The 22955-nt window shown below is 62.7% G+C and carries 16 protein-coding genes; 5 read left to right on the forward strand and 11 right to left on the reverse strand.

All coding sequences use genetic code 11. From position 1 onward, the window contains the following. Nucleotides 1–74 precede the first annotated feature (74 nt). The 4 genes from I6F28_RS16365 to I6F28_RS16380 form a co-directional block, all read right to left on the reverse strand. On the reverse strand, nt 75–590 hold the full coding sequence (locus I6F28_RS16365; protein ID WP_225140364.1) for a ParB N-terminal domain-containing protein: 516 nt from the start codon (nt 588–590) through the stop codon (nt 75–77). A 269-nt stretch (nt 591–859) separates the two neighbouring features. Then, nucleotides 860–2437 (reverse strand): CHAT domain-containing protein, encoded by a 1578-nt coding sequence (locus I6F28_RS16370; protein WP_225140331.1) that lies wholly within the window; start codon nt 2435–2437, stop codon nt 860–862. Between the two features lie 176 nt (nt 2438–2613). Beyond that, on the reverse strand, nt 2614–3519 hold the full coding sequence (locus I6F28_RS16375) for a toll/interleukin-1 receptor domain-containing protein (protein WP_225140332.1): 906 nt from the start codon (nt 3517–3519) through the stop codon (nt 2614–2616). A gap of 219 nt (nt 3520–3738) precedes the next feature. Beyond that, nucleotides 3739–7509: a vitamin B12-dependent ribonucleotide reductase gene (locus tag I6F28_RS16380; RefSeq protein WP_225140333.1), complete on the reverse strand. Its 3771-nt coding sequence runs from the start codon at nt 7507–7509 to the stop codon at nt 3739–3741. A gap of 768 nt (nt 7510–8277) precedes the next feature. On the opposite strand from I6F28_RS16380, the gene I6F28_RS16385 reads away from it, so the two are divergent. Beyond that, nucleotides 8278–9177, forward strand: coding sequence for a DMT family transporter (locus I6F28_RS16385; protein WP_109143925.1), 900 nt, complete (start codon nt 8278–8280; stop codon nt 9175–9177). 19 nt (nt 9178–9196) lie between these two features. Here the strand turns inward: I6F28_RS16385 and I6F28_RS16390 are convergent, their stop codons facing one another. The 3 genes from I6F28_RS16390 to I6F28_RS16400 form a co-directional block, all read right to left on the reverse strand. Further along, a complete protein-coding gene (locus tag I6F28_RS16390; RefSeq protein ID WP_225140334.1) occupies nt 9197–10996 on the reverse strand; it encodes a cache domain-containing protein in 1800 nt (599 codons plus the stop codon). Nucleotides 10997–11004: 8 nt separating this feature from the next. Further along, entirely contained in the window at nt 11005–11976 is a 972-nt protein-coding gene (locus tag I6F28_RS16395; protein WP_036022868.1) for an ABC transporter substrate-binding protein, read from the reverse strand. 581 nt (nt 11977–12557) lie between these two features. Further along, nucleotides 12558–13418, reverse strand: coding sequence for a LysR substrate-binding domain-containing protein (locus I6F28_RS16400; RefSeq protein ID WP_036000125.1), 861 nt, complete (start codon nt 13416–13418; stop codon nt 12558–12560). A 111-nt stretch (nt 13419–13529) separates the two neighbouring features. Here I6F28_RS16400 and mdcA point away from each other — a divergent pair, with 111 nt between their 5' ends. Both mdcA and I6F28_RS16410 read left to right on the forward strand, forming a co-directional pair. Further along, nucleotides 13530–15176, forward strand: coding sequence for a malonate decarboxylase subunit alpha (gene mdcA / locus I6F28_RS16405; RefSeq protein WP_225125586.1), 1647 nt, complete (start codon nt 13530–13532; stop codon nt 15174–15176). A 12-nt stretch (nt 15177–15188) separates the two neighbouring features. Then, complete coding sequence (locus I6F28_RS16410) at nt 15189–16469, forward strand: malonyl-CoA decarboxylase domain-containing protein (protein ID WP_225140335.1); 1281 nt, start codon at nt 15189–15191, stop codon at nt 16467–16469. Nucleotides 16470–16490: 21 nt separating this feature from the next. Here I6F28_RS16410 and I6F28_RS16415 read toward each other — a convergent pair whose 3' ends face one another. From I6F28_RS16415 to I6F28_RS16425, 3 genes are all read right to left on the reverse strand, one after another. Continuing rightward, the gene (locus I6F28_RS16415) at nt 16491–18749 is read right to left on the reverse strand and encodes a CHASE3 domain-containing protein (RefSeq protein ID WP_225125582.1); all 2259 of its coding nucleotides are present in this window, start codon (nt 18747–18749) and stop codon (nt 16491–16493) included. Beyond that, nucleotides 18746–19168 (reverse strand): response regulator, encoded by a 423-nt coding sequence (locus tag I6F28_RS16420; RefSeq protein WP_036022871.1) that lies wholly within the window; start codon nt 19166–19168, stop codon nt 18746–18748. The genes I6F28_RS16415 and I6F28_RS16420 overlap by 4 nt, the downstream gene beginning before the upstream one ends. Nucleotides 19169–19406: 238 nt before the next feature. Next, on the reverse strand, nt 19407–20120 hold the full coding sequence (locus I6F28_RS16425; protein ID WP_225113967.1) for a BA14K family protein: 714 nt from the start codon (nt 20118–20120) through the stop codon (nt 19407–19409). Nucleotides 20121–20360: 240 nt separating this feature from the next. Here I6F28_RS16425 and I6F28_RS16430 point away from each other — a divergent pair, with 240 nt between their 5' ends. After that, nucleotides 20361–20768 carry an NADH:ubiquinone oxidoreductase subunit NDUFA12 gene (locus I6F28_RS16430; RefSeq protein WP_036022873.1) on the forward strand — a complete coding sequence of 136 codons (408 nt, stop codon included), beginning with the start codon at nt 20361–20363 and terminating at the stop codon, nt 20766–20768. 422 nt (nt 20769–21190) lie between these two features. Here the strand turns inward: I6F28_RS16430 and I6F28_RS16435 are convergent, their stop codons facing one another. Further along, the gene (locus I6F28_RS16435) at nt 21191–21877 is read right to left on the reverse strand and encodes a DJ-1/PfpI family protein (RefSeq protein WP_225140336.1); all 687 of its coding nucleotides are present in this window, start codon (nt 21875–21877) and stop codon (nt 21191–21193) included. 114 nt (nt 21878–21991) lie between these two features. Between I6F28_RS16435 and I6F28_RS16440 the strand changes: the two genes are divergently transcribed. Then, nucleotides 21992–22930, forward strand: a complete 939-nt coding sequence (locus tag I6F28_RS16440; RefSeq protein ID WP_225140337.1) for a GlxA family transcriptional regulator — start codon at nt 21992–21994, stop codon at nt 22928–22930. Nucleotides 22931–22955 lie beyond the last annotated feature (25 nt).

Here is a 22955-nt window from a genome sequence, read left to right on the forward strand (position 1 = left end):
CCACGCGTCGTGCCGCCCGATGGATTCCGGGCTCGCGCCCAAGCGGGCGCGCCCCGGAATGACGGTGTCGGCAATCAATAGCGGCCGCCGCTGCCCTTTTGCTGCGTGATCCAGTCCGACAATGATTTCGGTTTCGATTTCACAATCCGGCCCGGTGATGCCTTCGGATTGTCGCGGACACCTTTCGCCGAATTGCTGCGCGGTGCGTGCGTGGCGCTGACGCTTCTCAACGCCGCCATCGATGCCTCCGCCGCTTCCTTCTCGAGGCGCAACTGCTTCAATCGCGCCATCTTGATGCGCTCGGCCTCGACTTCGGGTCGTTCGGCGAGCTGCGGCTTGTGTTGAGCAAGCTCGGCTGTAACAAGGACTCCGAGAATGGTCGTCTCGCCGAGCGCCTTGCAGGCCTCTAACCGATGCAGTCCCTCGACCAGAACGAGGCGGTCTCCGTCGCGCTGAACGGAAATCGGGGCCTGTTGTCCGATCTCCAGAATACTCTCCGCGATCTCAGCGACGGTCTCGGGCTTGACGGCTTTCCTCTGCTTGGTGGAAACGAAGATCTTCTCGATCGGGAAGCTTTCCGGTTTGGGCATAAATTTAACTCCGCTGCTACCGGGCCCGTCGGAACCCATGCCGGTGAGGGGGAGTTTAGGAGGGAAGGGGACGATCGCAAAGGCAATTCGCCGGTGAGCGTTGATGAGCATAGAAGCCGGGAACCAACCTGCGATTATGGCAGCAAGATTAGACCGACAGTGCACCAGATTGACTCCGTCTACCAAACGGGAGCCGCAGCCAGAGAGATATGGCGGGGCGTCGATAGCGAATGAACTCAGCGCTCTGTCATCGAAGTTCTGACTCAAGGCTACGACGTTAAGATACGTACATAGTCAGCCCGATGAGATGCCAACGTCATAGCTGATACGCCTTCGTCATAGGCATCTCGAATCGACTTTCCAGCGCCGACTGCATCGTAAAAGCCCTTGGAAAACTGAAGTGCAGCCGGTTCGGAAATCTTCTTATCCATCCCTATTGTCCAATCAGCGATCGAAGCAACCATACCCTTCACGGTCTCACACCCGTTTAGAATCACACATCGTACGGAAGGATGTCGTTTGATTAGGTCTGCGACGGCCGAAATAGGAACCTCCACCGCCTTGTTCTCGCTATCTGCGAAAACGAGCGCCTTCCTGTTTGCATGCCCCGAGAAATGAACAATGTCGTAGCTGTTTTCGAGAAGACTCCGGCGGAGATCGTCAGTCGTAGCGCTTGGAAGCAACTCTAGTGTGATCTTTCCTCCGTGTGGCGATAGCTTCAGTGCTTCCTTGATAGCTCGCTGCTCCGCATCAAGATTAAGGCGAGCGCCAGTACCTTCCGGGTCGCAACTCACAAAAAGAACGCGTACGGGAGCATCGGCATTAAGTGCGCCAACCAGATCGCCTGCGATACCCGAAGAAGACTTAATGTCATTGCGGAATTGCTCATCGAGCTCCTTCCAGATTAACTGGATCTCGTTGAGGAGCCCTTTAACGTCGAGCGGAGAAGCGCGTACTCCAGCAGGCTTTTCGGAACTTTGAATTCTGAGCGCTTCGGCCCGCAAGTTGCCAGCCACCTCTGGCTTTGCCTGTTCGACCGCCGCCGCAATTTTCAAACAGATCATGACCAGAGCATGGTTGGCACCGCCACGATCAAATGGCAGCTTGTTGCTAAGTCCTAAGTAGCCCCCGACACTTTCAAGGGCCAGGTGTGCGGCAGCTTCTCCGTCAGAGGTGAACTGCTCGGTGTTTGTAATAAAGAGCGTCTCCTCTTGGCGGATCGTCAATTCTTTGGCCAGTCGCCCCACCGTAGCCTGAGGAATTGCCGGGCAGGTGCAAACGCGAGACCCGCACTGGGTACATAAGCCTGGATAGCGTGCTACAAATTCATTCCCAAAGGAAAAAGATCGTCCTTCTTGCGCCTCCCGTATACTGTGCTCATTGGCAAGGCCCATGATGTAAGAAAAAATATCGGCGGCTTCTCCCAAAAAATAACGAGGATGTACATCGAAGACTCGAATCGCTTCGGCTAACTCTCCGAGTTCCTCCAAAAGCCCGAGGCTGCTCCGACCACCATCTCCGACCTGACGTGGATATATCTTGTTGAACATCAATTGCCACCCGTCGAGTTCTTTAGGCCTATCGGGCCATGCTCGATCGAAGTGCCCGACTACATCGTCGTGATTTACAGTGGCGGCCGTCCCTTTGACTTGCTTGCAGATCAAGTCCTCATGAGGCGCTTTGCGACAATAAGGACAAACACCAGGAAATTTACGAAACACAAGCGCCTCAACGCTTCGTATCCTCAGTTTGGCGAGGAGAGGGAAATACCAACCCAATGATTTGCAGAGTGCATCAACGAAGTCGAAATTTTCCTGCTTCTTTTTCCGATCGTAAGTCGTCAACATTCCGCAGACTTCCACGAAATGCGCAAACGTAGCCTCTCTGGATCGCATCGAGCTACGATCACTATAAATGTGGGAAGTCATCCAATAGAGCTGATCCAATCCAAGATTTGATGCCATTATGTTTGCCGACTCCAGCCTTCTAGCGATGCAATGAACATTTTGAGATCGCTGGCGCACTAAGGTTGCCTGTCGATGTTGGAAGCGCCAGAGCCGAAGGCTTGTACGATAGATTGTGGCGTGGCGGTTCCTGTCAAAACGGCTTGTAGTTCTTTGACATAGGTGGAAAAGCGCTCGATCATTTCACGCGCCTGGCGCCGTTCCTTTGGATCGAGAACATGCAGATAGCCATGTAGTTCGTACTCTAGTTTCCCCCATCGTCCGCATAGCGCTAGCACCAAGTCCCGTTCTCTATGCACAAGCCTCAGTGCGGTGCCGTCGGGTTCGTGTGTTAATCGAAGAAGTAGAGCCAATATTTCTTCTCCAACCAATCCCGCGGGGTTCGACAGTAGACGGCTCTGTTGGCGCCCAAGGAGAAGTAGTTCCTCAAGGATGCGATCATGCTCAAGCTGTTTTTGCTCGTGTCGAGGTGGAGTGCTGCGCAGCTTCTGGAGCTTCGGCTGAATGGCACTGTCTAGTTTGAACCAGACTGAATCAAAGACTGTGGAAAGGTGCTTTTCTTCCCTGGCGTTCGAACCGGTGGCCCCGTTCATCGATTTTACAACTCGAAAGATGTCGTCTTTTTCGTATAGCGCTGCCTGAAACATTGAAAGTGGTTGTTGTACGTCAGAGTGCTTCAAGCCGAAAAGTATTGGCACTAATCGGCCTTCTTCAACTGATTTGGCAATCGCGCCTGCCTCGAAATGAAGCCATGTAGATTCGATGTTCTCGGGGGTGAGAATGACGATCCCGAATGCGCTCTGTTCGAGTTCTCTTCGAATTGTGGCTGACCAATGTGCTCCCTTGTCAGTGTCTTCCTCAGACATAAAAGGATCAATCGTCTGATTGACGAGTGGCAGCCACTCTCGAAACTCCTGAGCAATCTGGCGACTTATGTCCTGAGACCAGCTTATGAACAGCTTCATGGTGTTGTGACCGATGCAGAGAGGCTTGTGGCAATTTCCTTTGGTGCATCCCAGTCCATGGCGTCTCCCGAGCTCCCTTACAACCGTAATTTATGAAATAGTATCTCTGCAGTTTCAACGTGTAAAAGCCATTAGGCAAAAAAGCAAAAGGGCGGCCTTTCGGCCGCCCTTCGCATATGCTCGGGCAAGCCCGCGCCTAGCAATTTAGCTCTTACCCCCTCACGAACACCCCGTCGTGCTTCCGCACGTATCGCACTTCATGCACGTCCCATTCCGTACCAGCGTGAAGTTGCCGCACTCCGAGCACATCTCGCCTTCGTAGCCCTTCGCCTTCGCCTCCGCGCGACGCTCGGCCTTGGTAGGCGCTGCGGTCGCGGCGGTGCCGGCCTTGCTCCATTGCAGTTGCTCGAGCTTCTCCGTCGGCGACAGATCGTGCTGGGCTTCCTGCTTCAGGGCGACGGCGCCTTCGATGGCGTCGCCGACGCGGGCGCTAACGCCGTGGGCGGCCAGCGCCGTGACCCGGCTGCCGCCTGACGGCGCGCTGTCGTTGCCTTGGCTGACCGCGGCCGAGCCGCCGCGCATCACCACGAGGTTGTCCGTGCGCGAGCGGGTGAGGCCGCGCGAGACCAGCTTGGTCGCGTGCTGGCCGCCGTCCTCGTCCGGCTCCTTGCCTTCCTCGACGCCCTTGCCGAGGGCGTCAAAGCCCGTCTCGTTGGGATCGACGTGGGCGAGGTCGAAGCGGGACAGGTAGCTCACCGCGAGCTCGCGGAACACGTAGTCGAGGATCGAGGTCGCGTACTTGATGCTGTCGTTGCCCTGCACGGGGCCCGCCGGCTCGAAGCGGGTGAAGGTGAAGGCGTCGACATATTCGTCGAGCGGCACGCCGTATTGCAGGCCGAGCGACACCGCGATGGCGAAGTTGTTGATGAAGGAGCGCAGCGCCGCGCCTTCCTTGTGCATGTCGATGAAGATCTCGCCGAGACGGCCGTCATCGTACTCGCCGGTACGGAGATAGACCTTATGTCCGCCGACGACCGCCTTCTGGGTGTACCCCTTGCGGCGATCGGGCATCTTCTCGCGCTCGCGCATCACGACGATGCGCTCGACCAGCTTCTCGACGACCTTTTCGGCCACATGGGTGGCACGCGCCGCCATCGGCTTCTCGTGCAGCAACTCGACCGCATCGTCCTCATCCTCGTCGTCGCTGATGAGCTGCGAGTTGAGCGGCTGGGAGAGCTTGGAGCCGTCGCGATAGAGCGCGTTGGCCTTCAAGGCGAGCTTCCACGACAGCATGTAGGCGGACTTGCAGTCCTCCACCGTGGCGTCGTTCGGCATGTTGATGGTCTTGGAGATCGCGCCCGAGATGAAGGGCTGCGCCGCCGCCATCATGCGGATGTGGCTCTCGACCGACAGATAACGCTTGCCGATCTTGCCGCAGGGGTTGGCGCAGTCGAACACCGGATAGTGCTCGGCCTTGAGGTGCGGGGCACCTTCCACGGTCATCGCGCCGCAGATGTGGACGTTGGCGGCCTCGATCTCGCGCTTGGTGAAGCCGACGGCCTGGAGCAGGTCGAAGCCGGGAGCTGCGATCGCCTCGGCGCCGATGCCGAGCTGGTCGCGGATGAAGTCCTCGCCAAAGGTCCACTTGTTGAAGGCGAACTTGATGTCGAAGGCGGTCGGCAGGGCCTTCTCGACCTTGGCGATGGCTTCATCCGTAAAACCCTTGGCCTTCAGCGTGCTGACGTTGATGCCGGGGGCGTTCGCCAGCGAGCCGTGGCCGACGGCGTAGGCCTCGATCTCGGCGATCTCGCTCTCGCGATAGCCGAGCGCGCGCAGCGCGGCCGGCACGGCGCGGTTGATGATCTTGAAGTAGCCGCCGCCGGCGAGCTTCTTGAACTTGACCAGCGCGAAGTCGGGCTCGATGCCGGTAGTGTCGCAATCCATGACAAGGCCGATCGTGCCGGTCGGCGCGATCACCGTGGTCTGGGCATTGCGATAGCCGTGCTTCTCGCCGAGCTCGAGCGCCGCATCCCAGGCTGCCTGGGCATGGCCGACGAGGTCGGCTTGCGGGCAGGAGACGAGGTCGAGCGGCACCGGGTTGACGCTGAGCGCCTCATAGCCGTTGGACTGGCCATGCGCCGCGCGGCGGTGGTTGCGGATCACGCGCAGCATGTGCGCGGCGTTCTTCTTGTAGCCGGGGAAGGTGCCCAGTTCAGCAGCGATTTCCGCGGAGGTCTTGTAGGTGATGCCGGTCATGACCGCGGTGAGGGCGCCGCAGAGCGCGCGGCCTTCCTTGCTGTCATAGGGCAGGCCCATGGTCATCAGCAGGCCGCCGATATTGGCGTAGCCGAGGCCGAGCGTGCGGAACTCATAGGAGAGCTCGGCGATCGCCTTCGACGGGAACTGCGCCATCATGACGGAGATTTCCAGCACGATGGTCCAGAGCCGGCAGAGATGCTCGTAGCCCTCGACGTCGAAGCGCTTGGTGTCGGTGTTGTAGAACGTCAGCAGGTTCGCCGAGGCGAGGTTGCACGCCGTGTCGTCCAGGAACATGTATTCCGAGCACGGATTGGACGCGCGGATGTCGCCGGACGCCTTGCAGGTGTGCCAGTCGTTCATCGTGGTGTTGAAGTGCAGGCCCGGATCGGCCGAGGCCCAGGCGGCGTAGCCGATCTTCTCCCAGAGGTCGCGCGCCTTCAGCGTCTTCGTCACCTTCTTCGAGGTGCGGGCGTTCAGATTCCAGTCGCCGTCGGTCTCGACCGCGCGCAGGAAGTCGTCCTTCAGCGAGACCGAGTTGTTGGAGTTCTGGCCCGAAACGGTGAGATAGGCTTCGCTATCCCAGTCGGTGTCGTAGGTGTCGAACTGGATGTCCTTGTAGCCTTGCTTGGCGAACTGGATGACGCGCTTGATGTAATTGTCGGGCACGAGGCTGCGGCGCGCGAGCTTGATCTCGCGGCGGAGCGCCGGGTTCTTCTCGGGGTCGAAGCAATCGTCGCCCGAGCCTTCGCAGTTGACGCAGGCCTTCAGCACGGCCTTCAAGTGCTTCTGGTTGATCTTCGAGCCCGTGACGAGGGCGGCGACCTTTTGCTCCTCCTTCACCTTCCAGTCGATATAGGTCTCGATGTCGGGGTGATCGACGTCGACGACGACCATCTTGGCGGCGCGGCGCGTGGTGCCGCCCGACTTGATCGCGCCGGCGGCGCGGTCGCCGATCTTGAGGAAGCTCATCAGGCCGGAGGAGCGGCCGCCGCCGGAGAGCTTTTCGCCTTCGCCGCGCAGGCGCGAGAAGTTGGAGCCGGTGCCGGAGCCGTACTTGAACAGGCGGGCTTCGCGGACCCAGAGGTCCATGATGCCGCCCTCGTTGACGAGGTCGTCGCCCACGCCCTGGATGAAGCAGGCATGCGGCTGCGGATGCTCGTACGCCGACTTGGACTTGGTCAGCTTGCCCGTGAAGGGGTCGACGTAATAATGGCCCTGGCCGGGGCCGTCGATGCCATAGGCCCAGTGCAGGCCGGTGTTGAACCATTGCGGCGAGTTCGGCGCGACCATCTGCATGGCGAGCATGTAGCGGAGCTCGTCATAGAAGGCCTGGGCGTCGTCGTCGCTGGTGAAATAGCCGCCCTTCCAGCCCCAATAGGTCCAGCAGCCGGCGAGGCGGTCGAACACCTGCTTGGCCGAGAGCTCGCTGACATAGCGCTCCTTCTCGGGCAGCGCATTGAGGGCGTCGGTGTCGGGCACGGAGCGCCACAGGAAGGAGGGGACCGATTCCTCCTCGACCTTCTTCAGGCGCGCGGCAACGCCGGCTTTGCGGAAATATTTCTGGGCCAGCACGTCGGAGGCGACCTGCGACCACTCGGTCGGCACCTCGACATTGTCGAGCTTGAACACGACCGAGCCGTCGGGATTGCGAATCTCCGACGTGGTCAGGCGGAATTCGATACCCGCATAAGGTGACTGTCCCGAAGTGGTGTGGCGCCGCTCAATCCGCATGGTCTTGCCCCGTCCTTTTCTTTGACCGGTCCCGCCCCTCGTTGAGGGCGTGCCGGGTCGTCATTGCATTCGCGGCGCCTTCGGCCGTTCGGCCTTGGAGCACCGCAGTTCAGCCGGTGGATCCGGCCCTGTTTTTTCCCGGCGCGAGCTCGATGCGTCGCATCGATCATCCCGCCGGCATGTCCACGCCCATCCGCCCCCAAGGGGATGTGCGCGACATGCGTTCAACGCCCCACAACGTCACTTCGTCATCGATGCCATCCGAGCCTGTTGCCGGCCCGTTCTGGCGCCCCGAAGAGCCTCTCATTCCGAGGGCAGACAAGCCCTCATCCGCAGCCTTTGGCCGGCTGGCGGAGCTAAAATTTGCGAGACCCTTTGGGGGAGTGCCGGCGGGACGCAAACTCACTCGCGCCGAACGGACCGAAAGCTAGGACTCTCCGTTGCGCCCGTCAAGAACTAGTGCGAGTTCCTGAATCAAATACTAAATATGGTGGATTGCGGGGGATAACAGGGGTCTTCGCCGCGCCTGTCGTGGACCCAAGTATCAGTGAGTCCTCAGGGATTCCCAACTGAAAAAATTTGCATGCCGTGATGACGCGGGGCCTTCATCCCGCTGTTCACAGGGCAGGTATATTTTTGAGCAATGGGATTGCGTCAGCAGGACTCACGTAGCCCTACGGACGGTGAGGGCAGGCATGCCCGCCAAAGCGGTGGTGGGACGCGCGAATCCGGGCCAAGCTGGCCGCCAGATTTGCCGGACTAGCCGACATGCTTGATTCGACGACGCCGGGCGTGCGGCCGCGCATCGCCCCGGCCGGCCTGATGTTCCTTGCGATCACCTCGATCGGCTGGGGCTTCAACTGGCCGGTGACGAAATTCCTACTTGCCGAGCTGCCGCCTCTGACACTGCGCGGGGTCACCGGCGTGCTCGGCGCGCTGCTGCTGGCGCTGCTTGCGGTGATCCGGCGGCAAAGCCTGTACGTGGAGGGCGCGATCTGGCCGCGCCTGCTCACCGCGGCCGCGCTCAACGTCACCGGCTGGATGGTGCTGATGGGCCTTGCGCTGCTCTGGCTGCCGGCGAGCGAGGCGGCGCTGATCGCCTATACGATGCCGGTCTGGGCCTCGATCATCGCCTGGCCGGTCCTCGGGGAGCGGCCGACGGTCTTGCGTACGCTCGCCCTGGTGCTGGCGTTCGCGGGGCTTGCCTCGATCATGGGCGGCAACGGAATCGCCGCCAGCGCTTCGAAGCTGCCGGGCATCATCATGGTGCTGGTCGGCGCGTTCGGCTTTGCCCTCGGCACCGTGCTCTCGAAGAAGTACCCGATTCACCTGCCGCCGCTCGCGGCGGCAGCCTGGCAGATCGGGATCGGCTGCCTGCCGATCTCGATCGTCGGCCTCCTGATCGAGACGACGCATTTGTCGCATGTGACGCCGCTCGGCTGGTGGCTGCTGGTCTATTCGGTCGTCGGGCAGTTCTGCATCGCCTATGTCAGCTGGTTCGCAGCACTGGCGCGCCTGCCGGCCTCGGTCGCCGCGATCGGCACCATGGCGGTGCCGGTGATCGGCGTCGTGGCCTCGGCGGTCGCGCTTGGCGAGCCGCTCGGGGCAGGGCAGATCGCGGGGCTGGTGTTTACGCTGGCCGCGGTGGTGCTGGCGACACGGGGGTAGCCGTCCGGAGGTCGGGGTATCAGTGGTCCTGAGGTTCTTTCTCTCGCCGGCGTTGTGCCGGGCCCGGCGGTTTCAACGGCAGGTCAGCAGGTGCGACGGCAAAGACCTCGAGAGCCTGGTCGTAGCCTTTGATGGTCCGCTGTCCGAGCGATGCCATCGGGACGCTATCCCTTACCCTTTCAGCGATCGTGGGATCAGCCAGGATCTGCGCGTCCTTTGCGAGATTACAGAGCCGCGACGCCAAATTCACCACGGCTCCCATCGCCGTGTAATCCAGCCGGCCGTTGTAACCGACCGTTCCTACCGTTGCCGGTCCCATGGCAACGCCCACACCAAAGCCGATCGCGTGGCCGGCGTCACACCATTTGCCGGCAAGGGACTGAACCGTCATTTGCAGGTCGATCGCGAGGCGGACCGCTTGAGTTGCCGGCTGTTCGCATGCGATCGGGGCATTGACCAGCAGCATGACTCCGTCGCCATCAAAGCCGATGAGCGTTGCCTCGTGACGAGTCGTCACGGCGCCGACGGCCTCGTAGTACTCTCGCATGACGGCCATGATGACATCGGGTTCATTGCGAGTGGAGAACGCCGTGAAGCCGCGCAAGTCGCCAAAAATGACAGCCACTTCACGGCGCTGCCCTTCGAGCAGTTCGTGAGAATGTTCGACCAATTCGGCGACCTGTGATGGCAGGAACTGCTTCAGCCGTTCGATCCGCGCAGATTTCTGCTGCGAGATCGCCAGTTCAGAAGCCATTTCATTGAAACGCAACGCCAGCTGCTGCAACTCGTCACCGCTGAAGATTTTGATGCGATGCTCGAATTGTCCGGTTCTAATCCGCTCCACGCCCTCTTCCAGTTGCTTGATCGGACCGGACATTCTGTGCGCGCGCCAATAGGCGAGCGCCAGTGCGACAAGAACACCAAAGGCAATGAGAATTGACGAGCGCCACAAGGCCGCCCGAATTGATGCAAAGGCTTCCGCGGTTGGCTGCATCGCGATCACCGTCCATCCCACATCGGCGGCCTGAACGGATAGCGCCACCACCGGGTTGCCTCGCTCCCCGGTTATCACCGCCGCTCCGCTCGCCGCGCCAACGAGATGCTTGATCCGGCCAAAACTGCCGGAGCTGGCGCGGCCGCGCAGAACCCGGCTGATATCGGGATGTGCGATCAGATGACCGGAATCATCGACGACAATGGCGTAGCCGGTCTCGCCGATTCTAATGGCTGCGATGACATCCCAGATCAGCTTCAGATTGACCTCGGCGATCGCAACCCCTGCGGCCGGCAGGCTCCCGGCAACCGCGATCCTCATATAGGGCTCTGAATCTTGCTGGTACTGAACCGGTCCGTACCAGACTTTGTTGCCGCGTGCGCCCAGAACAGCGGGATCCGCGGACATATCGATGCCGCGCCCGGTCCTGTTCAGAAGCAGCCTGGAAACAAAGACCCGTTCGGTGCCGGTCTCATCCAGAAGCGAAACCGAAGCGATTGCAGGCACCTGCTGGAGGAGACGCAAGGCATCGATCTTATGTTGCGCATCGTCTCCGGCAGACCAGGGAAGCTGCACCATCCAACCCAGCTGATCTCGCATGCCATCGGTGAACGCCTCGATCCTGTCGGACGCCGCGCGAGCATCGGCCTGCAGCACCGCGCTGATCTGGCGACGCTGGTCTCGGTAACCGAAAGAAGCCTCGACGGCCGCGCCGAGTATCAGAGGCACGACCGCAGCGACAAACAACGTCGCGAAGTACTTGCAGAACAGCGAGCGACGCGGAGGCATCGTACACGAAGAGGGCTGCGCAGCACCGTCCTTCATAGCTACTCTCAGGAGATCACCTTGCTGGCGCGAAACAGGATCGACGACACATCCAGCTTGATACCCAGAAGCCTGGCTGTCTTCATATTGATTGCCAGTTCAAACTTCTCGGGACGCATCACCGGAAGATCTGACGGATATTCACCGCGCAGGATGCGATCGGCATAAGTGGCAAGCCGAAAATAGGTCGTGCGCTGGTTTGCGCCGTAACTCAAGAGACCTCCAGCGTCACAATATTCAGACCAGCCAAACATCGAAGGCAGCCGGTGCGCGATTGCAAGCTCCGCAATCTTCGCACGATGCACCAGCGTCACAGCATCGGGAAACACGAGGAGAGCATCCGCGTCCACCTTGCCGGCAGCCATCAACCCATTCTCGATTTCGCGCGCGCCGCAGAACGGAACGTAGGCTGCCTCTATCCCAAGGTTTCGGCACGACTCCAACGTCGCACGCCATTCCAGCGGCTCTCCCGGATGATCCGTATTCGAGAAGACCGCCAGCTTTCGCAGCTTTGGATAAATGTCCTTGAGCAGCTCAACGCGCTTTCCTGCCAGCTCGAGCGACAGGAATGTGCTGCCGGTGAAATTGGTGCCGGGGTGAGCAAGGCTCTTCACCACACCCAAAGCGACGGGGTCGCCGCTCAATGCAAACAGCACTGGGATGTCGGTGATTGCAGTCATGCCGCGTGTCGCCGGACCGCTCGAGACCACAAGGTCGACATCCCCTCGCTGCAACTCGGAGACGATCTTGCGCAGTGCCTGCGGATTTCCAGGGGCATAATGCGTCTCGAAGGTTACGGTCTTGCCTTCGACATATCCCAGGGCGCGCATTCCATCGCGAAAGCCGTCCAGGAAGGGATCCGGTTCGGACTCAGTCGAGACCCAGAAGATTCGATGCAGCTTGGCTCCGCCCTGCGCCCGTGCGATCGCAGGCCAGGCCAACCCCCCACCAATCAAAAAGATGAACTCTCGTCTTTTCATGCGAGCACCTATCGAAGCTGGGCCTTGCAGTTCCGGCCGCAGACCAAGATCCTAGCTGTGCGTCTGATGACTGCTGCGCTCCGCAAGCGGACTGTCGCGCCACCGGCTCCGACATTTGTCCTCGTGAGCATGCTCAGAGACTGGGCTGGCGAGACGATTTGTCCTTGAGATGCGCTTGATTTTTACTTGAGACCGGCCCGGTTAAGACCAAAACGGCCTTGCGCGTTGCATCGCGCGGTGTCTGAACACCTCCAGCGCGGATCCGGGCTAGCTATGGCGCCTCAAAAGGACAGTTGGAACTCACATCCTGAGCCAGTGCCCACGACCTCATAGATTGGGTGACTTCAGCGCCTTCGGCAACTCACGGGCTAGCGCGTGTACTCATACGGGCTAGGGGCTCATAAAGGCAATGTTCGCTCCTGAGGGACGAGCGGAGATATTCTGATCTGCCAGAGCATCACTGCTTGTGACCCAGAGCCGTCATGAGACCGATGCGCTCAATACCGCCTGACGGATCCTCATCATTGCGAGATGAACCAATCTGTACCCTGGGGTTTGGACCCGCAACGGAACATATGGCGCTAAATCGTCGGGCGCGCTGGCGATTGCCCAAGTGCCAGAAGCGCTGCGGCCAGCGCCGCCGCGGCCTTTTCGGGCCGGGCTTTCTCATAGATTGCGAACTCAAGGTCAGGAAGGCGCGGCAGCCCCTCTTGCGATCCCAGAATGCGCAAACCTGCAATGACCGCGCTCGCGGGAAGCGGCGTGATGGCGAGACCAGCGAGCGCCGCCGCGCGCACACCTGTCAGGCTGGGGCTGGTATAGATGATCTCCCACGTCAGTTCGCTGTCATTTAGCGCGGCGAGCGCTGCCTCACGCGATACTGACCGCTCGCGATAGAGCGCCAGCGGCAGCACCGCGCCCGGAACCAGATCAAACGCGTCGGCGGCGGCCCAGACCATGGGTTCGCGCCAGACCAGGCGCCCACGCGACGTACCGAGCGGACGCTTAGCGAATACGACGTCGAGTCGTCCCTTGTTCAACTGCTCGATCAATTCCGCACTAACGCCGATCTGCACCTCGAGCTTCACGCTCGCGTGCAACATGGCGAAGCGTCCCAGCGCCGATGGCAGCGAGCCGCCGGCGACTTCCTCGACCACTCCAAGACGCACGGCTCCTGACAGGCGCGGCGCTGACAGGCGATGGCGGGCCGCCTCCTCGAGTTGCAACAGACGACGGGCGTCACCCAGCAGCATCTCTCCATCGTCGGTCAGCGCGACGCTGCGGGTCGTGCGCCGGAACAGCGGACGTTTGGTTTCAAGCTCCAATCGCTTGACCTGCTGGCTGATGGTCGACTGCGTCAGATTGAGCCGTTCGGCGGCGCGGTGGAAGCCGCCGCAATCCGCGACGGCAACAAAGGAACGCAAAAGCTCGAATTCCAGCATGCCGATTGATCCAAATTCATGATCAATCATATTACAAAATATCGTTTCTATAATCAATACTGGTCACCTAACTTCTGCATCGAAGACAGCGTCGAGCGAAGGAGGTTCATCATGCACGCCACATCACGACGGGGCGCGGATCGCTCCGCGAGGCTAGCTCGGGCCGCCACGATCTGCTCTGAAAAGCTCTGCCCTGCCGAGCGCGCGACCGAGTTGCTCGAAGCGATCATCGAGCCGGGCGACCGCGTTGCCATCGAGGGCGACAATCAGAAGCAGGCCGATTTTCTTGCCGCCGCCCTGACGAGCGTGGATCCGGCGCAGATTCACGATCTGCACATGGTGCAGTCGGTGCTGGCGCTGCCCGATCATCTCGCCGTGTTCGAGCGCGGTGTCGCCAATCGGCTCGATTTTGCCTTCGCAGGTCCGCAGAGCCGCAAGCTCGCCGAACTGGTCGGCAGCGGCACGGTGAAGATCGGCGCAATCCATACCTATCTCGAGCTCTATGCTCGGATGTTGGTGGACCTGACGCCGCACGTGGCGCTGATCGTCGCCGACAAGGCCGACCGCAACGGCAATCTCTACACCGGTCCCAACACCGAAGACACGCCGACCATCGCCGAATCCGCGGCCTTTCGCGGCGGCATTGTCGTGGCGCAAGTCAACGAGATCGTTGACCGGTTGCCGCGAGTAGACGTCCCCGGCGACTGGGTCGATTTCGTCATACCGAGCCCAAAGCCTTACGCGATCGAGCCTCTGTTCACGCGCGACCCCGCCAAGGTAAGGGACGAGAACGTGCTGATGGCGATGATGGCGATTGCTGCGGTCTATGAGCCATTTGAGGTCCGGCGGCTCAACCACGGCATCGGTTACGCCACCGCGGCGATCGAGCTGATCCTCCCGACATTTGCCGCCCGGCGTGGCCTGAAGGGCAAGATCGCGAGCCAATTCGTGCTCAACCCGCACCCGACCCTGATCCCGGCGATCGAAGCCGGCTTCGTCGACGGCGTCTATTGCTTCGGCTCCGAGCTCGGTATGGAGCGCTACGTCGCAAAGCACGCCGATATATTCCCGATCGGCGCCGACGGCAGCCTGCGGTCGAACCGGGCACTGGCGCAGGTCGCCGGACAATATGCCTGCGACATGTTTGTTGGCGCCACGCTGCAAATCGACGCGCGAGGCAACAGTTCGACGGCCACAAAAGACCGGATCGCAGGCTTCGGCGGTGCGCCGAACATGGGCGCGGATGCACGCGGTCGTCGCCACGACAGCCCCACCTGGCTTCGCGCCGGTCAGGAAGCAGGCGATCCCTTACGCGGGCGCAAGCTTGTGGTGCAGATGGTGCAGACCCATCAGCCAAACGGCACGCCCAGTTTTGTCGAGCGTCTGGACGCGTTCGATCTGGCCGCCTCCGCCGGCTTCGCATTGCCGCCGGTGATGATCTATGGCGACGACGTGAGCCATGTCATCACCGAGAAGGCGGTGGCGAACCTGTTGCGCTGCCGATCACCGCAAGATCGCGAGGCGGCATTGCGCGCGATCGCCGGCGACACCGAATTTGGCAAGCGCCAATCGCCTGACACAACCGAGAGCCTCCGCCGTCGCGGCATCGTGATGTTTCCGGCAGACCTTGGCATCGACGTCGGCACGGCGACGCGCGATCTGCTCGCCGCCAAGACGATCGATGACCTCGTGGCCGCCTCGAGCGGACTCTACGCGCCACCGGCCAAGTTCCGCCGCGCCGTCACCGCCCAAGCTTGAGGAGGAATAGTCATGTCCGCAATCCGCCAAACTTTCAACGATCCATCCAGCACGACAATGCCGCTCCTCGATCGCGCGAAGCAGCTCGCAGCATCGCTGCTCTCCGAGCGCAGCCAGGCGTCAGGAGCGCTGGTCGCGCGGCAATTGCGCGAGATGCTTGGTGCACTCGACGACAACGATCGCCGCTGCTTTCAGCGCTATCTCGCCACGGAATTCCATCCTCACGGTCCGGCTTTGCGCGCGGCGGCGCAGCGCTACCTCGCCGAAGGCACCGCAGAAGCCGCGGCCGCACTCGCGCGTGCTGCCGAGCCGCCGCGCCAGGAACTGCTGCGGCGAATCAACATGGCACCCGGCGGGATCAGCGCGCTGATCGCGATTCGCAGCGAAATTGCTTCATACATGCGCACTGACCCCGAACTGAAGTTGCTCGACGCGGATCTCAAGCATTTGTTCGCCTCATGGTTCAACCGCGGCTTCATCGAGTTGCGGCGCATCGACTGGCAGACACCGGCCGCGGTGCTGGAAAAGCTGATCGCCTACGAAGCCGTGCACGAAATCAAGGGCTGGGACGACCTGCGCCGGCGCCTTGCACCCGATCGGCGCTGCTTTGGCTTCTTTCATCCCGCACTTCCAGGCGAGCCACTGATTTTCGTCGAGGTTGCTTTGGTGGAAGGACTGGCCACGGCCGTGCAGCCGTTGTTGTCGCAGGACGACGGTGAAGCCATCGCGCAGCAACGCGCCGCGCGCGCCGACACCGCGATCTTCTACTCGATCTCCAATTGTCAGGACGGCCTGCGCGGCGTGGCGTTCGGCAATTTCCTGATCAAGCAGGTCGTTGAAGAGCTGCAGTCGGAGTTTCCGCAGCTGAAGCGTTTTTCCACCCTATCTCCGGTACCGGGATTTCGGCAATGGCTCGCTAATCGGCTTGCAAATGCAAGTGATCCCGATGCGGCGCTGTTATCGCAACTGGAGAGCGATAGCTGGTGGAATGACCCGGCGCAGAGCGAGAAGCTGCGCGTGCCCTTGCTGCGGCTCTGCGCTAGCTATCTGACACGGAAGCCCTCGATACGCATCGACCCCGTGGCGCGTTTTCACCTCGGCAACGGCGCACGGCTCGAGCGCATCAATTGGCTCGGCAATACCGCTCTGCGTGCGATTCAAGAATCCTTCGGGATCATGGTCAACTATCTTTATGACCACAACAGCATTGAGACCAATCACGAAGCATTTGTACGCGACGGCACTATCGTCCGTTCGCCTGATGTCGATGCTCTACTGCACATCACCGACTGAGCCGCGATCAAGTTCGTTGCGCTAGCTCGGCGCCATCCCGCCGCCGTTCAGCGCCTTGCGGATCATCTCGGCGAGCTGGTTGCGCCGATAGGGCTTGGTCAGCAGCAGCACGCCGTCGTCGAGCTTGCCGTGATGGACGATGGCGTTGTCGGTGTAGCCGGAGGTGTAGAGCACCTTCACGCCCGGCCGGCGCCTCGCCACCTCGTCGGCGAGCTCGCGGCCGCTCATGCCGCCGGGGATGACGACGTCGGTGAACAGCAGGTCGAAGCTCTGGCCGGCCTCGATCAGGTCCAGCGCCGCCTTGCCGTCGGGGGAGGCGACCGTCTTGTAGCCGAGGCTCTGCAGCTGCGCGGTGACGAAGTTGCGGACCAGCGGATCGTCCTCGACCACGAAAATGGTCTCGGCGCCGCCTTGGGCCGTCGGCGTGACGCCGGTTGCGATGTCCGCGGCGCCTTCGCCCGGCGGCAGATAGAGCTTGATCGTGGTGCCGTGGCCTTCCTCGCTGTAGATCTTGATGTGGCCGCCGGATTGCTTGACGAAGCCGTAGACCATGGAGAGGCCGAGGCCGGATCCCTTGCCGACCTCCTTGGTGGTGAAGAAGGGCTCGAACGCCTTCTGCTGCACGTCAGGGGGCATGCCGGTGCCGGTGTCGCTGACCGCGAGCATGATGTAGGGGCCCGCTGCCACGTCGGCATTGGCCTGCGCATAGGCTTCGTCGAGCACGACGCGGTGGGTCTCCAGCAGCAGCTTGCCGCCGCCCGGCATGGCGTCGCGGGCGTTGATCGCCATGTTGAGCACGGCGTTGGTGAGCCTGGACGGATCGATATGCGTCGTCATCGGCCCCTGTTCCAGGACGGTCTCGATCTGGATCTGCTCGCCGAGGGTGGGGCGCAGAAGCTTTGCGATGTCCGAGATCGCGGCGTTGATGTCGACGTTGCGCGGCTCGAGCGGCTGCCGGCGCGCGAATGCCAAGAGGTGCTGGATCAGCTCGGCGCAGCGTTCGGCGGCATCGTCGATCAGCCGGGCCGTGCGCTGCAGCTCGGGCTGGTCCTTCAGGCGCTCCACCAGCGTCTCGGTGTTGCCGGAGATGACCGTGAGCATGTTGTTGAAGTCATGCGCGACGCCGCCGGTCAGCTTGCCGATCGCATCCAGCTTCTGCGACTGGTGCAACTGCCGCTCGGTCTCGCGCGAGGTCGTCGCATCGTGATAGACCAGCACCGCGCCGGAAATGTTGCCTTGCCCGTCCCGCATCGGCCGGCCGCTGACCATGAGATGGCGCGGCGGGTTGCCGCTGTGCGGGCGGACGATCATCTCCAGCTCTTCGAACTGCTCGCCGCGCAGCACGCGCGTCGATGGCAGCTCGTCGGCCGGAAGCGGCGTGACGCCGTCGCCGTGAAACACGTCGGACAGCGCGCGCAGATTGCCGACGTTCATGCCGGTGCGATGCAGCAGCATGCGCTCGGCGGCCGGATTGGACAGCAGCACGGTGCCCTCGGCGTCGATGACCAGCACCGCCTCCGCCATGCTGCGAAACGTGCTCTGGAGCACGTTGACCGACAGGCGCAATTCGTCATGCGCGGCGACGAGGTGCTCGGTGCGTTCGGCCACCGCCGCCTCGAGCGCCGCCTTGGCGGCTTGGGTCTGCTCGAGCGAGCTCTGGAGCTCACCCGTCGTGCGGCGGCTTTCGCGCATCACCAATGCGACCAGGAGCAGGATCAGCACGGCGCCGGCGACGTCGATGCCGAGCAGCACGATGCCGGTGCGGCGCGAATCCTGGGAGCGGGCGGCGAGCAGGCGTTCTTCCTCCGCGCTCAGGCGGTCGAGATTGCGCATCACCGTGTCCATGAGGCCGCGGCCCTCGGCCTTGCTGTTGAGCGCGGCAATGCCGGCCTGGTCGTTGGCGGCCCGCAGGCGCATCGCGGTGGCGGCGATCTCGATCCGGCGCAGCGCCAGCGGCTCGGTGCCCTCAAGCAGGGCGACCTGATCGGGGGTGTCGCGCACGTCGCGCTTGAGCTCGGCGAGGGCCGGCGCGAGCTTGGCGTGCACCGCCTGGAACTCGTCGCTGAAGCCCTGGCTGCGATAGAGCTCGTAGCCGCGCGCGGCGCTCTCGGCCCGGCGCAGCAGCACGCGCAGATCGGAGATCTTCTTTTGCACCTGGACGGTGTGGTTCACCGACGCCGCGTCGGACCGCGACTTGACGTCGAGGGCGATCGAGGCCGCGGTGATGATCAGGAGGATGGCAAGTCCAACACCGAGAATGACGCGCTGCGTTGGAATCAAGGGGCTTCTTTCTGGTCCTTCGGCGGCGCGCTCTCGCCCGCGCCGGCAAGGCATTCCCGGATCGTGGTCAGCAGCGCTTCCGGCGTGAACGGCTTGCGCAGGCAGCGCGTTGCGCCGAGCTCAAGCGCCATGCGGAGAAAATCGGGAGAGGGCGAGGCGGACGAGGCGAAGGCATAGCCTGACATCGCGATCAGCGGCGTGGCAGGGGCGCGCTCGTGAAAGATGCGGATGGATTCGAAGCCGCGCATATGCGGCATGAAGATGTCGACCAGCATGACGTCGAAGGCTTGCGATTCCAGCGCAGCCAGTCCTGTTTCGCCGCCGTCGGTCAGCGTGACGTCGAAGCCCTGACGTTGGAGGAGGACCTCGATGGTCGCGCCGACCATCGGATCGTCATCAACCACGAGAATACGCGGCATGACACTTCCCAGAAGATCGAAGTCCCCACTGTGGTTTGTGATATCCGCGAATCGTGGGTCCGGTCAATTTGCGATTGGATCGCGCAGGATATGCACGGTTTGGTGCATAAAGGTCCATTTGCATCGATTTGTATTTATCCGCGAGGGTGATGGAGCCGAAAGGAGCGAGGAAGGCGCCGATTGCAAAAAAGGCGCCGCATCGCTGCGGCGCCTTTCGCCTCTAGTCTTCGCGATCTGCTTACGGGCAAGGATGCCGCCGGCCGTCGTAGCCGAGATAGGTGCCCGAGGCCGGGTCGTAAGATTTGAAGCGCCGCGCGCAATAAGCGGCGTCGCCGCCGCCATCCTGCACTACGGCAACCGACGGCTCGTCATAGTAGCCGTAGTAGTAGGGATCATCGTAATAGCCGTAGCCGCTGCCGTAATAGGCGTAGGAGCCGAGGCCGCCGATCGCGGCGCCAGCCGCAAAGCCCGGCCAGAAGCCGCCGTGGCGATGATGATGGTGGTGGCGACCGTGCCAGTGACGACCGCTCCAGTTGCCGCTGCCGCCCTGCCAATTGCCGCTGCCGCCCTGCCAGTTGCCCGCAACTGCAGCGCTACGGGTCCCACTGAAGCTCGGCGAGATAGCGGCACGGTCTGCCGCGCCCCCGACGAAACTGCCACCGCCCGGACGGACCGCGCCACCGCCTGCGAAATTGCCACCGCTCGGGCGCATCGCGGCTCCGCCCCCGAAACCGCCGCCACCGCCCTGGAACGCGGCGCCGCCGCCGCCCATGCGGGCGCCGCCACCGAAGCCGCCGCCTCCGCCACCGACCGCGGCACCTCCGCCACCGATCGCCGCACCACCGCCCGCTCCGACCGCGGCGGCACGACTCTGCTGCGCAAAGCTCGGGCTCGCCAAGGGAAGAACCAACGCCACCGTCGCAGCGGCACTCAACAATTTCAGACTGTTCATGGTAAACTCCTTTCCCGGAAAGCAACCCTGAGAAAGCGCGGGGGTTCCTGGGATCACGCCGGTTTGCGCGCGCATGGAGCCTCAGGTCCCGCCGCTGTACCGGGCATGAATGAATCGCGTCGGCTTTGCGGCAGGGGCGTGCGCGGCAGGCGGATTTGCGGGGGCGCCGACGCGCCTGCCGAACTGGACATTTCGGCCCCCGGATGGCATCAGGACCCCACGAAGCAGGGCCCTTGCCGCATGAAACAATTCTTCCTCAAGTTCTTCACCTGGTGGAATGGCCAGACCTTTGGCACCCAGCTCTGGACCAAGCGGTATGGCGAGCTGGTCGGGGAGGACGAGCAGGGCAACCGTTACTACCGCACGCGGGGCGGGGCGATCGATCCGGCGCTCGGCTTCGAGCGGCGCTGGGTGATCTATAACGGCTACGCGGAAGCGAGCCGGATTCCACCGTCCTGGCATGGCTGGATTCACCACGTCGTCGACAAGCCGCCGACCGAAATCGATTATCAGCCGCGCGAGTGGGAGAAGCCGCACCAGCCGAACCTCACCGGCACAGCGAAGGCCTATCGGCCCTCCGGCTCGACGCTCGCCAGCGGCAGGCGTCCCAAGGCGACCGGCGACTATCAGCCCTGGACGCCCGGCTAAGCCCCTTTCGGCCGACCCACGAATCACCATCGTCCAAAGCGGATGCACATGCATCCGCGCCGCGCCGCTGTGGACAACGGGAACAGCGGGGATGCCGCCTGCGCAGGTGTTGCCGCGAGGCGGGCGATGCGGCTCAATGATCCCATCTTACGGAGATGGGAGACCATCGCGTTCGGTTCGGGCAACAGTTCGCGACTGTCCCGAGATGCAGCGGCCGCCGAGGAAGGACTCGATCGGGAGATAGGCCCCCGGTCTGGAAGCTCCGACATCGCCCGATGTGAATGTGCAGCCACCGTGAGACAGGAAAGGCCGCTTGGGAAACCGAGCGGCCTTTTTCTGTCGTTGTTCGCCTCGCGTGTCCCGGACGCGCTGCAGCGTGAAACGCTGCGCTGCGTCCGGGGTACAAGAGCAAACCCGATCCTTTACGCCACCCGCTCGGCCGCGCGCTGCACCGCCTCGAGCCGCCGTGCATGGTTCTGCGCGCCGCGCTCCCTCAGCAGCGCCAGCACTTCGGCTGGCGCGGTGTCGGGCGATCCGGCATTGAACGGCGGGGCTGGATTATATTCCATCTGGAGCTGGATCGCTTCGGCGGTGGTGCGATTGACCATGATCGAGACCAGCGTCAGCGCGAAATCGATCCCGGCGGTGACGCCGCCGCCGGTGATGCGGTTGCGATCGACGCAGACGCGTGTCTTGGTCGGCGTCGCGCCGAACTGTGCGAGCATCTCCATTGCGCTCCAATGGGTGGCGGCGCGGTAGCCCTTCAGAAGGCCGGCGGCGCCGAGGGCCAGCGATCCCGTGCAGACCGAGGTGACGTACTTGGCGCCTGCCGCTTGCCTGCGCAGGAATGCGAGCACGTCCTCGTCGTTGAGAAGGTCGTTCGTGCCCTGGCCGCCCGGCGCGCAGATGACATCGAGCTGGGGGCAATCCGCAAAGGTCGTGGTCGGCGTCAGCGTCAGCACGGAATCGCTCGGTACCGGCTCGATCCGCTTCCAGATCAGGTGCAGCTTTGCGTCCGGGACCATGGCGAACACCTGCAAGGGGCCGGTGAAGTCGAGCTGGGTGACGCGCGGAAATACCAGGATTCCGATCTGGAGCGGTGACGACATGGGAGCCTCCGATAATGCGCTTGACGCCGGCAGAATGGCATGGTGCCCTTCTGTCTGAAATGGCATAATTCCCTCGCTTTCGGACATACCAACTCTACATACCAGGCTTGGCCCATGATCGGCATCCTGATCTTCCCGGACTTCCAGCTGCTCGATGCGGCAGGTCCGATCTCGGCGTTCGAGATCGCAGCGCGCTGCCTCGGCAAGGCGCCAGCCATCCGCGTGCTGGCCGCCAAGCCGGGGCTGGTGCGCAGCTCGTCGGGCGTCGAGATGATGGCGCGCGACTTCAAGACCGCGAACGCGATCACGACGCTCGTCGTCGCCGGCGGCATGGGCGTCGCGGAGGCCGCGCGCTGCGAGGTCACGCGGGCCTTCGTGCAGCGGCTGGCACGGCGCGGCGTGCGGGTCGCGAGCGTCTGCTCGGGCGCCTTCGTGCTCGCCGCGGCGGGGCTTCTCGACGGCCGCCGCGCCACCACACATTGGGGACGGACGCGCGATTTCATCGCGCGGTTTCCCAAGGTGAAGTTCGAGCCGGACCAGATTTTCACCCGCGACGGTAATGTGTGGACCTCCGCAGGTATCACCGCAGGGATCGACCTCGCGCTGGCTATGGTCACCGAGGACCACGGCGAGGAGATCGCGCAGGCAACTGCGCGGCAGCTCGTTCTGTACCATCGCCGCAGCGGCGGCCAGTCGCAGTTCTCGTCGCTGCTGGAATTGAAGGCGCCAAACGGACGCTTCGGCACGCTCTTGTCCTGGGCACGCGAAAATCTCGACGCGCCGCTGACGGTGGAGGATCTCGCCGATCGCGCCGGCATGAGCGCGCGGCATTTTGCCCGCGCCTTTGCCGCCGAGACCGGCACGACACCGTCCAAGGCGATCGAGCGGCTCAGGCTCGAAGTCGCGCGCGAGCGCGTGCAGTCCTCGCGCGAGGCGATCGAGCGCGTGGCGGAGGTGACCGGCTTCCGCGACCCCGAGCGCATGCGGCGTGCCTTCATCCGCGCCTATGGCCAGCCGCCGCAGGCGCTGCGGCGCGCGGCGCGGGCGGGGTAGGACGTTTCTCTTGACCTTGGCGAGC

The organism is Bradyrhizobium sp. NBAIM14 (assembly GCF_020193895.1).
Classification (GTDB): domain Bacteria; phylum Pseudomonadota; class Alphaproteobacteria; order Rhizobiales; family Xanthobacteraceae; genus Bradyrhizobium; species Bradyrhizobium yuanmingense.

Bases quoted from the DNA above. Each gene is read 5' to 3' on its own strand.
- I6F28_RS16365 (WP_225140364.1), bottom strand. From the start codon at position 590: ATGCCCAAACCGGAAAGCTTCCCGATCGAGAAGATCTTCGTTTCCACC.
- I6F28_RS16370 (WP_225140331.1), bottom strand. From the start codon at position 2,437: ATGTTGACGACTTACGATCGGAAAAAGAAGCAGGAAAATTTCGACTTC.
- I6F28_RS16375 (WP_225140332.1), bottom strand. From the start codon at position 3,519: ATGAAGCTGTTCATAAGCTGGTCTCAGGACATAAGTCGCCAGATTGCT.
- I6F28_RS16380 (WP_225140333.1), bottom strand. From the start codon at position 7,509: ATGCGGATTGAGCGGCGCCACACCACTTCGGGACAGTCACCTTATGCG.
- I6F28_RS16385 (WP_109143925.1), top strand. From the start codon at position 8,278: ATGCTTGATTCGACGACGCCGGGCGTGCGGCCGCGCATCGCCCCGGCC.
- I6F28_RS16390 (WP_225140334.1), bottom strand. From the start codon at position 10,996: ATGAAGGACGGTGCTGCGCAGCCCTCTTCGTGTACGATGCCTCCGCGT.
- I6F28_RS16395 (WP_036022868.1), bottom strand. From the start codon at position 11,976: ATGAAAAGACGAGAGTTCATCTTTTTGATTGGTGGGGGGTTGGCCTGG.
- I6F28_RS16400 (WP_036000125.1), bottom strand. From the start codon at position 13,418: ATGCTGGAATTCGAGCTTTTGCGTTCCTTTGTTGCCGTCGCGGATTGC.
- mdcA (WP_225125586.1), top strand. From the start codon at position 13,530: ATGCACGCCACATCACGACGGGGCGCGGATCGCTCCGCGAGGCTAGCT.
- I6F28_RS16410 (WP_225140335.1), top strand. From the start codon at position 15,189: ATGTCCGCAATCCGCCAAACTTTCAACGATCCATCCAGCACGACAATG.
- I6F28_RS16420 (WP_036022871.1), bottom strand. From the start codon at position 19,168: ATGCCGCGTATTCTCGTGGTTGATGACGATCCGATGGTCGGCGCGACC.
- I6F28_RS16425 (WP_225113967.1), bottom strand. From the start codon at position 20,120: ATGAACAGTCTGAAATTGTTGAGTGCCGCTGCGACGGTGGCGTTGGTT.
- I6F28_RS16430 (WP_036022873.1), top strand. From the start codon at position 20,361: ATGAAACAATTCTTCCTCAAGTTCTTCACCTGGTGGAATGGCCAGACC.
- I6F28_RS16435 (WP_225140336.1), bottom strand. From the start codon at position 21,877: ATGTCGTCACCGCTCCAGATCGGAATCCTGGTATTTCCGCGCGTCACC.
- I6F28_RS16440 (WP_225140337.1), top strand. From the start codon at position 21,992: ATGATCGGCATCCTGATCTTCCCGGACTTCCAGCTGCTCGATGCGGCA.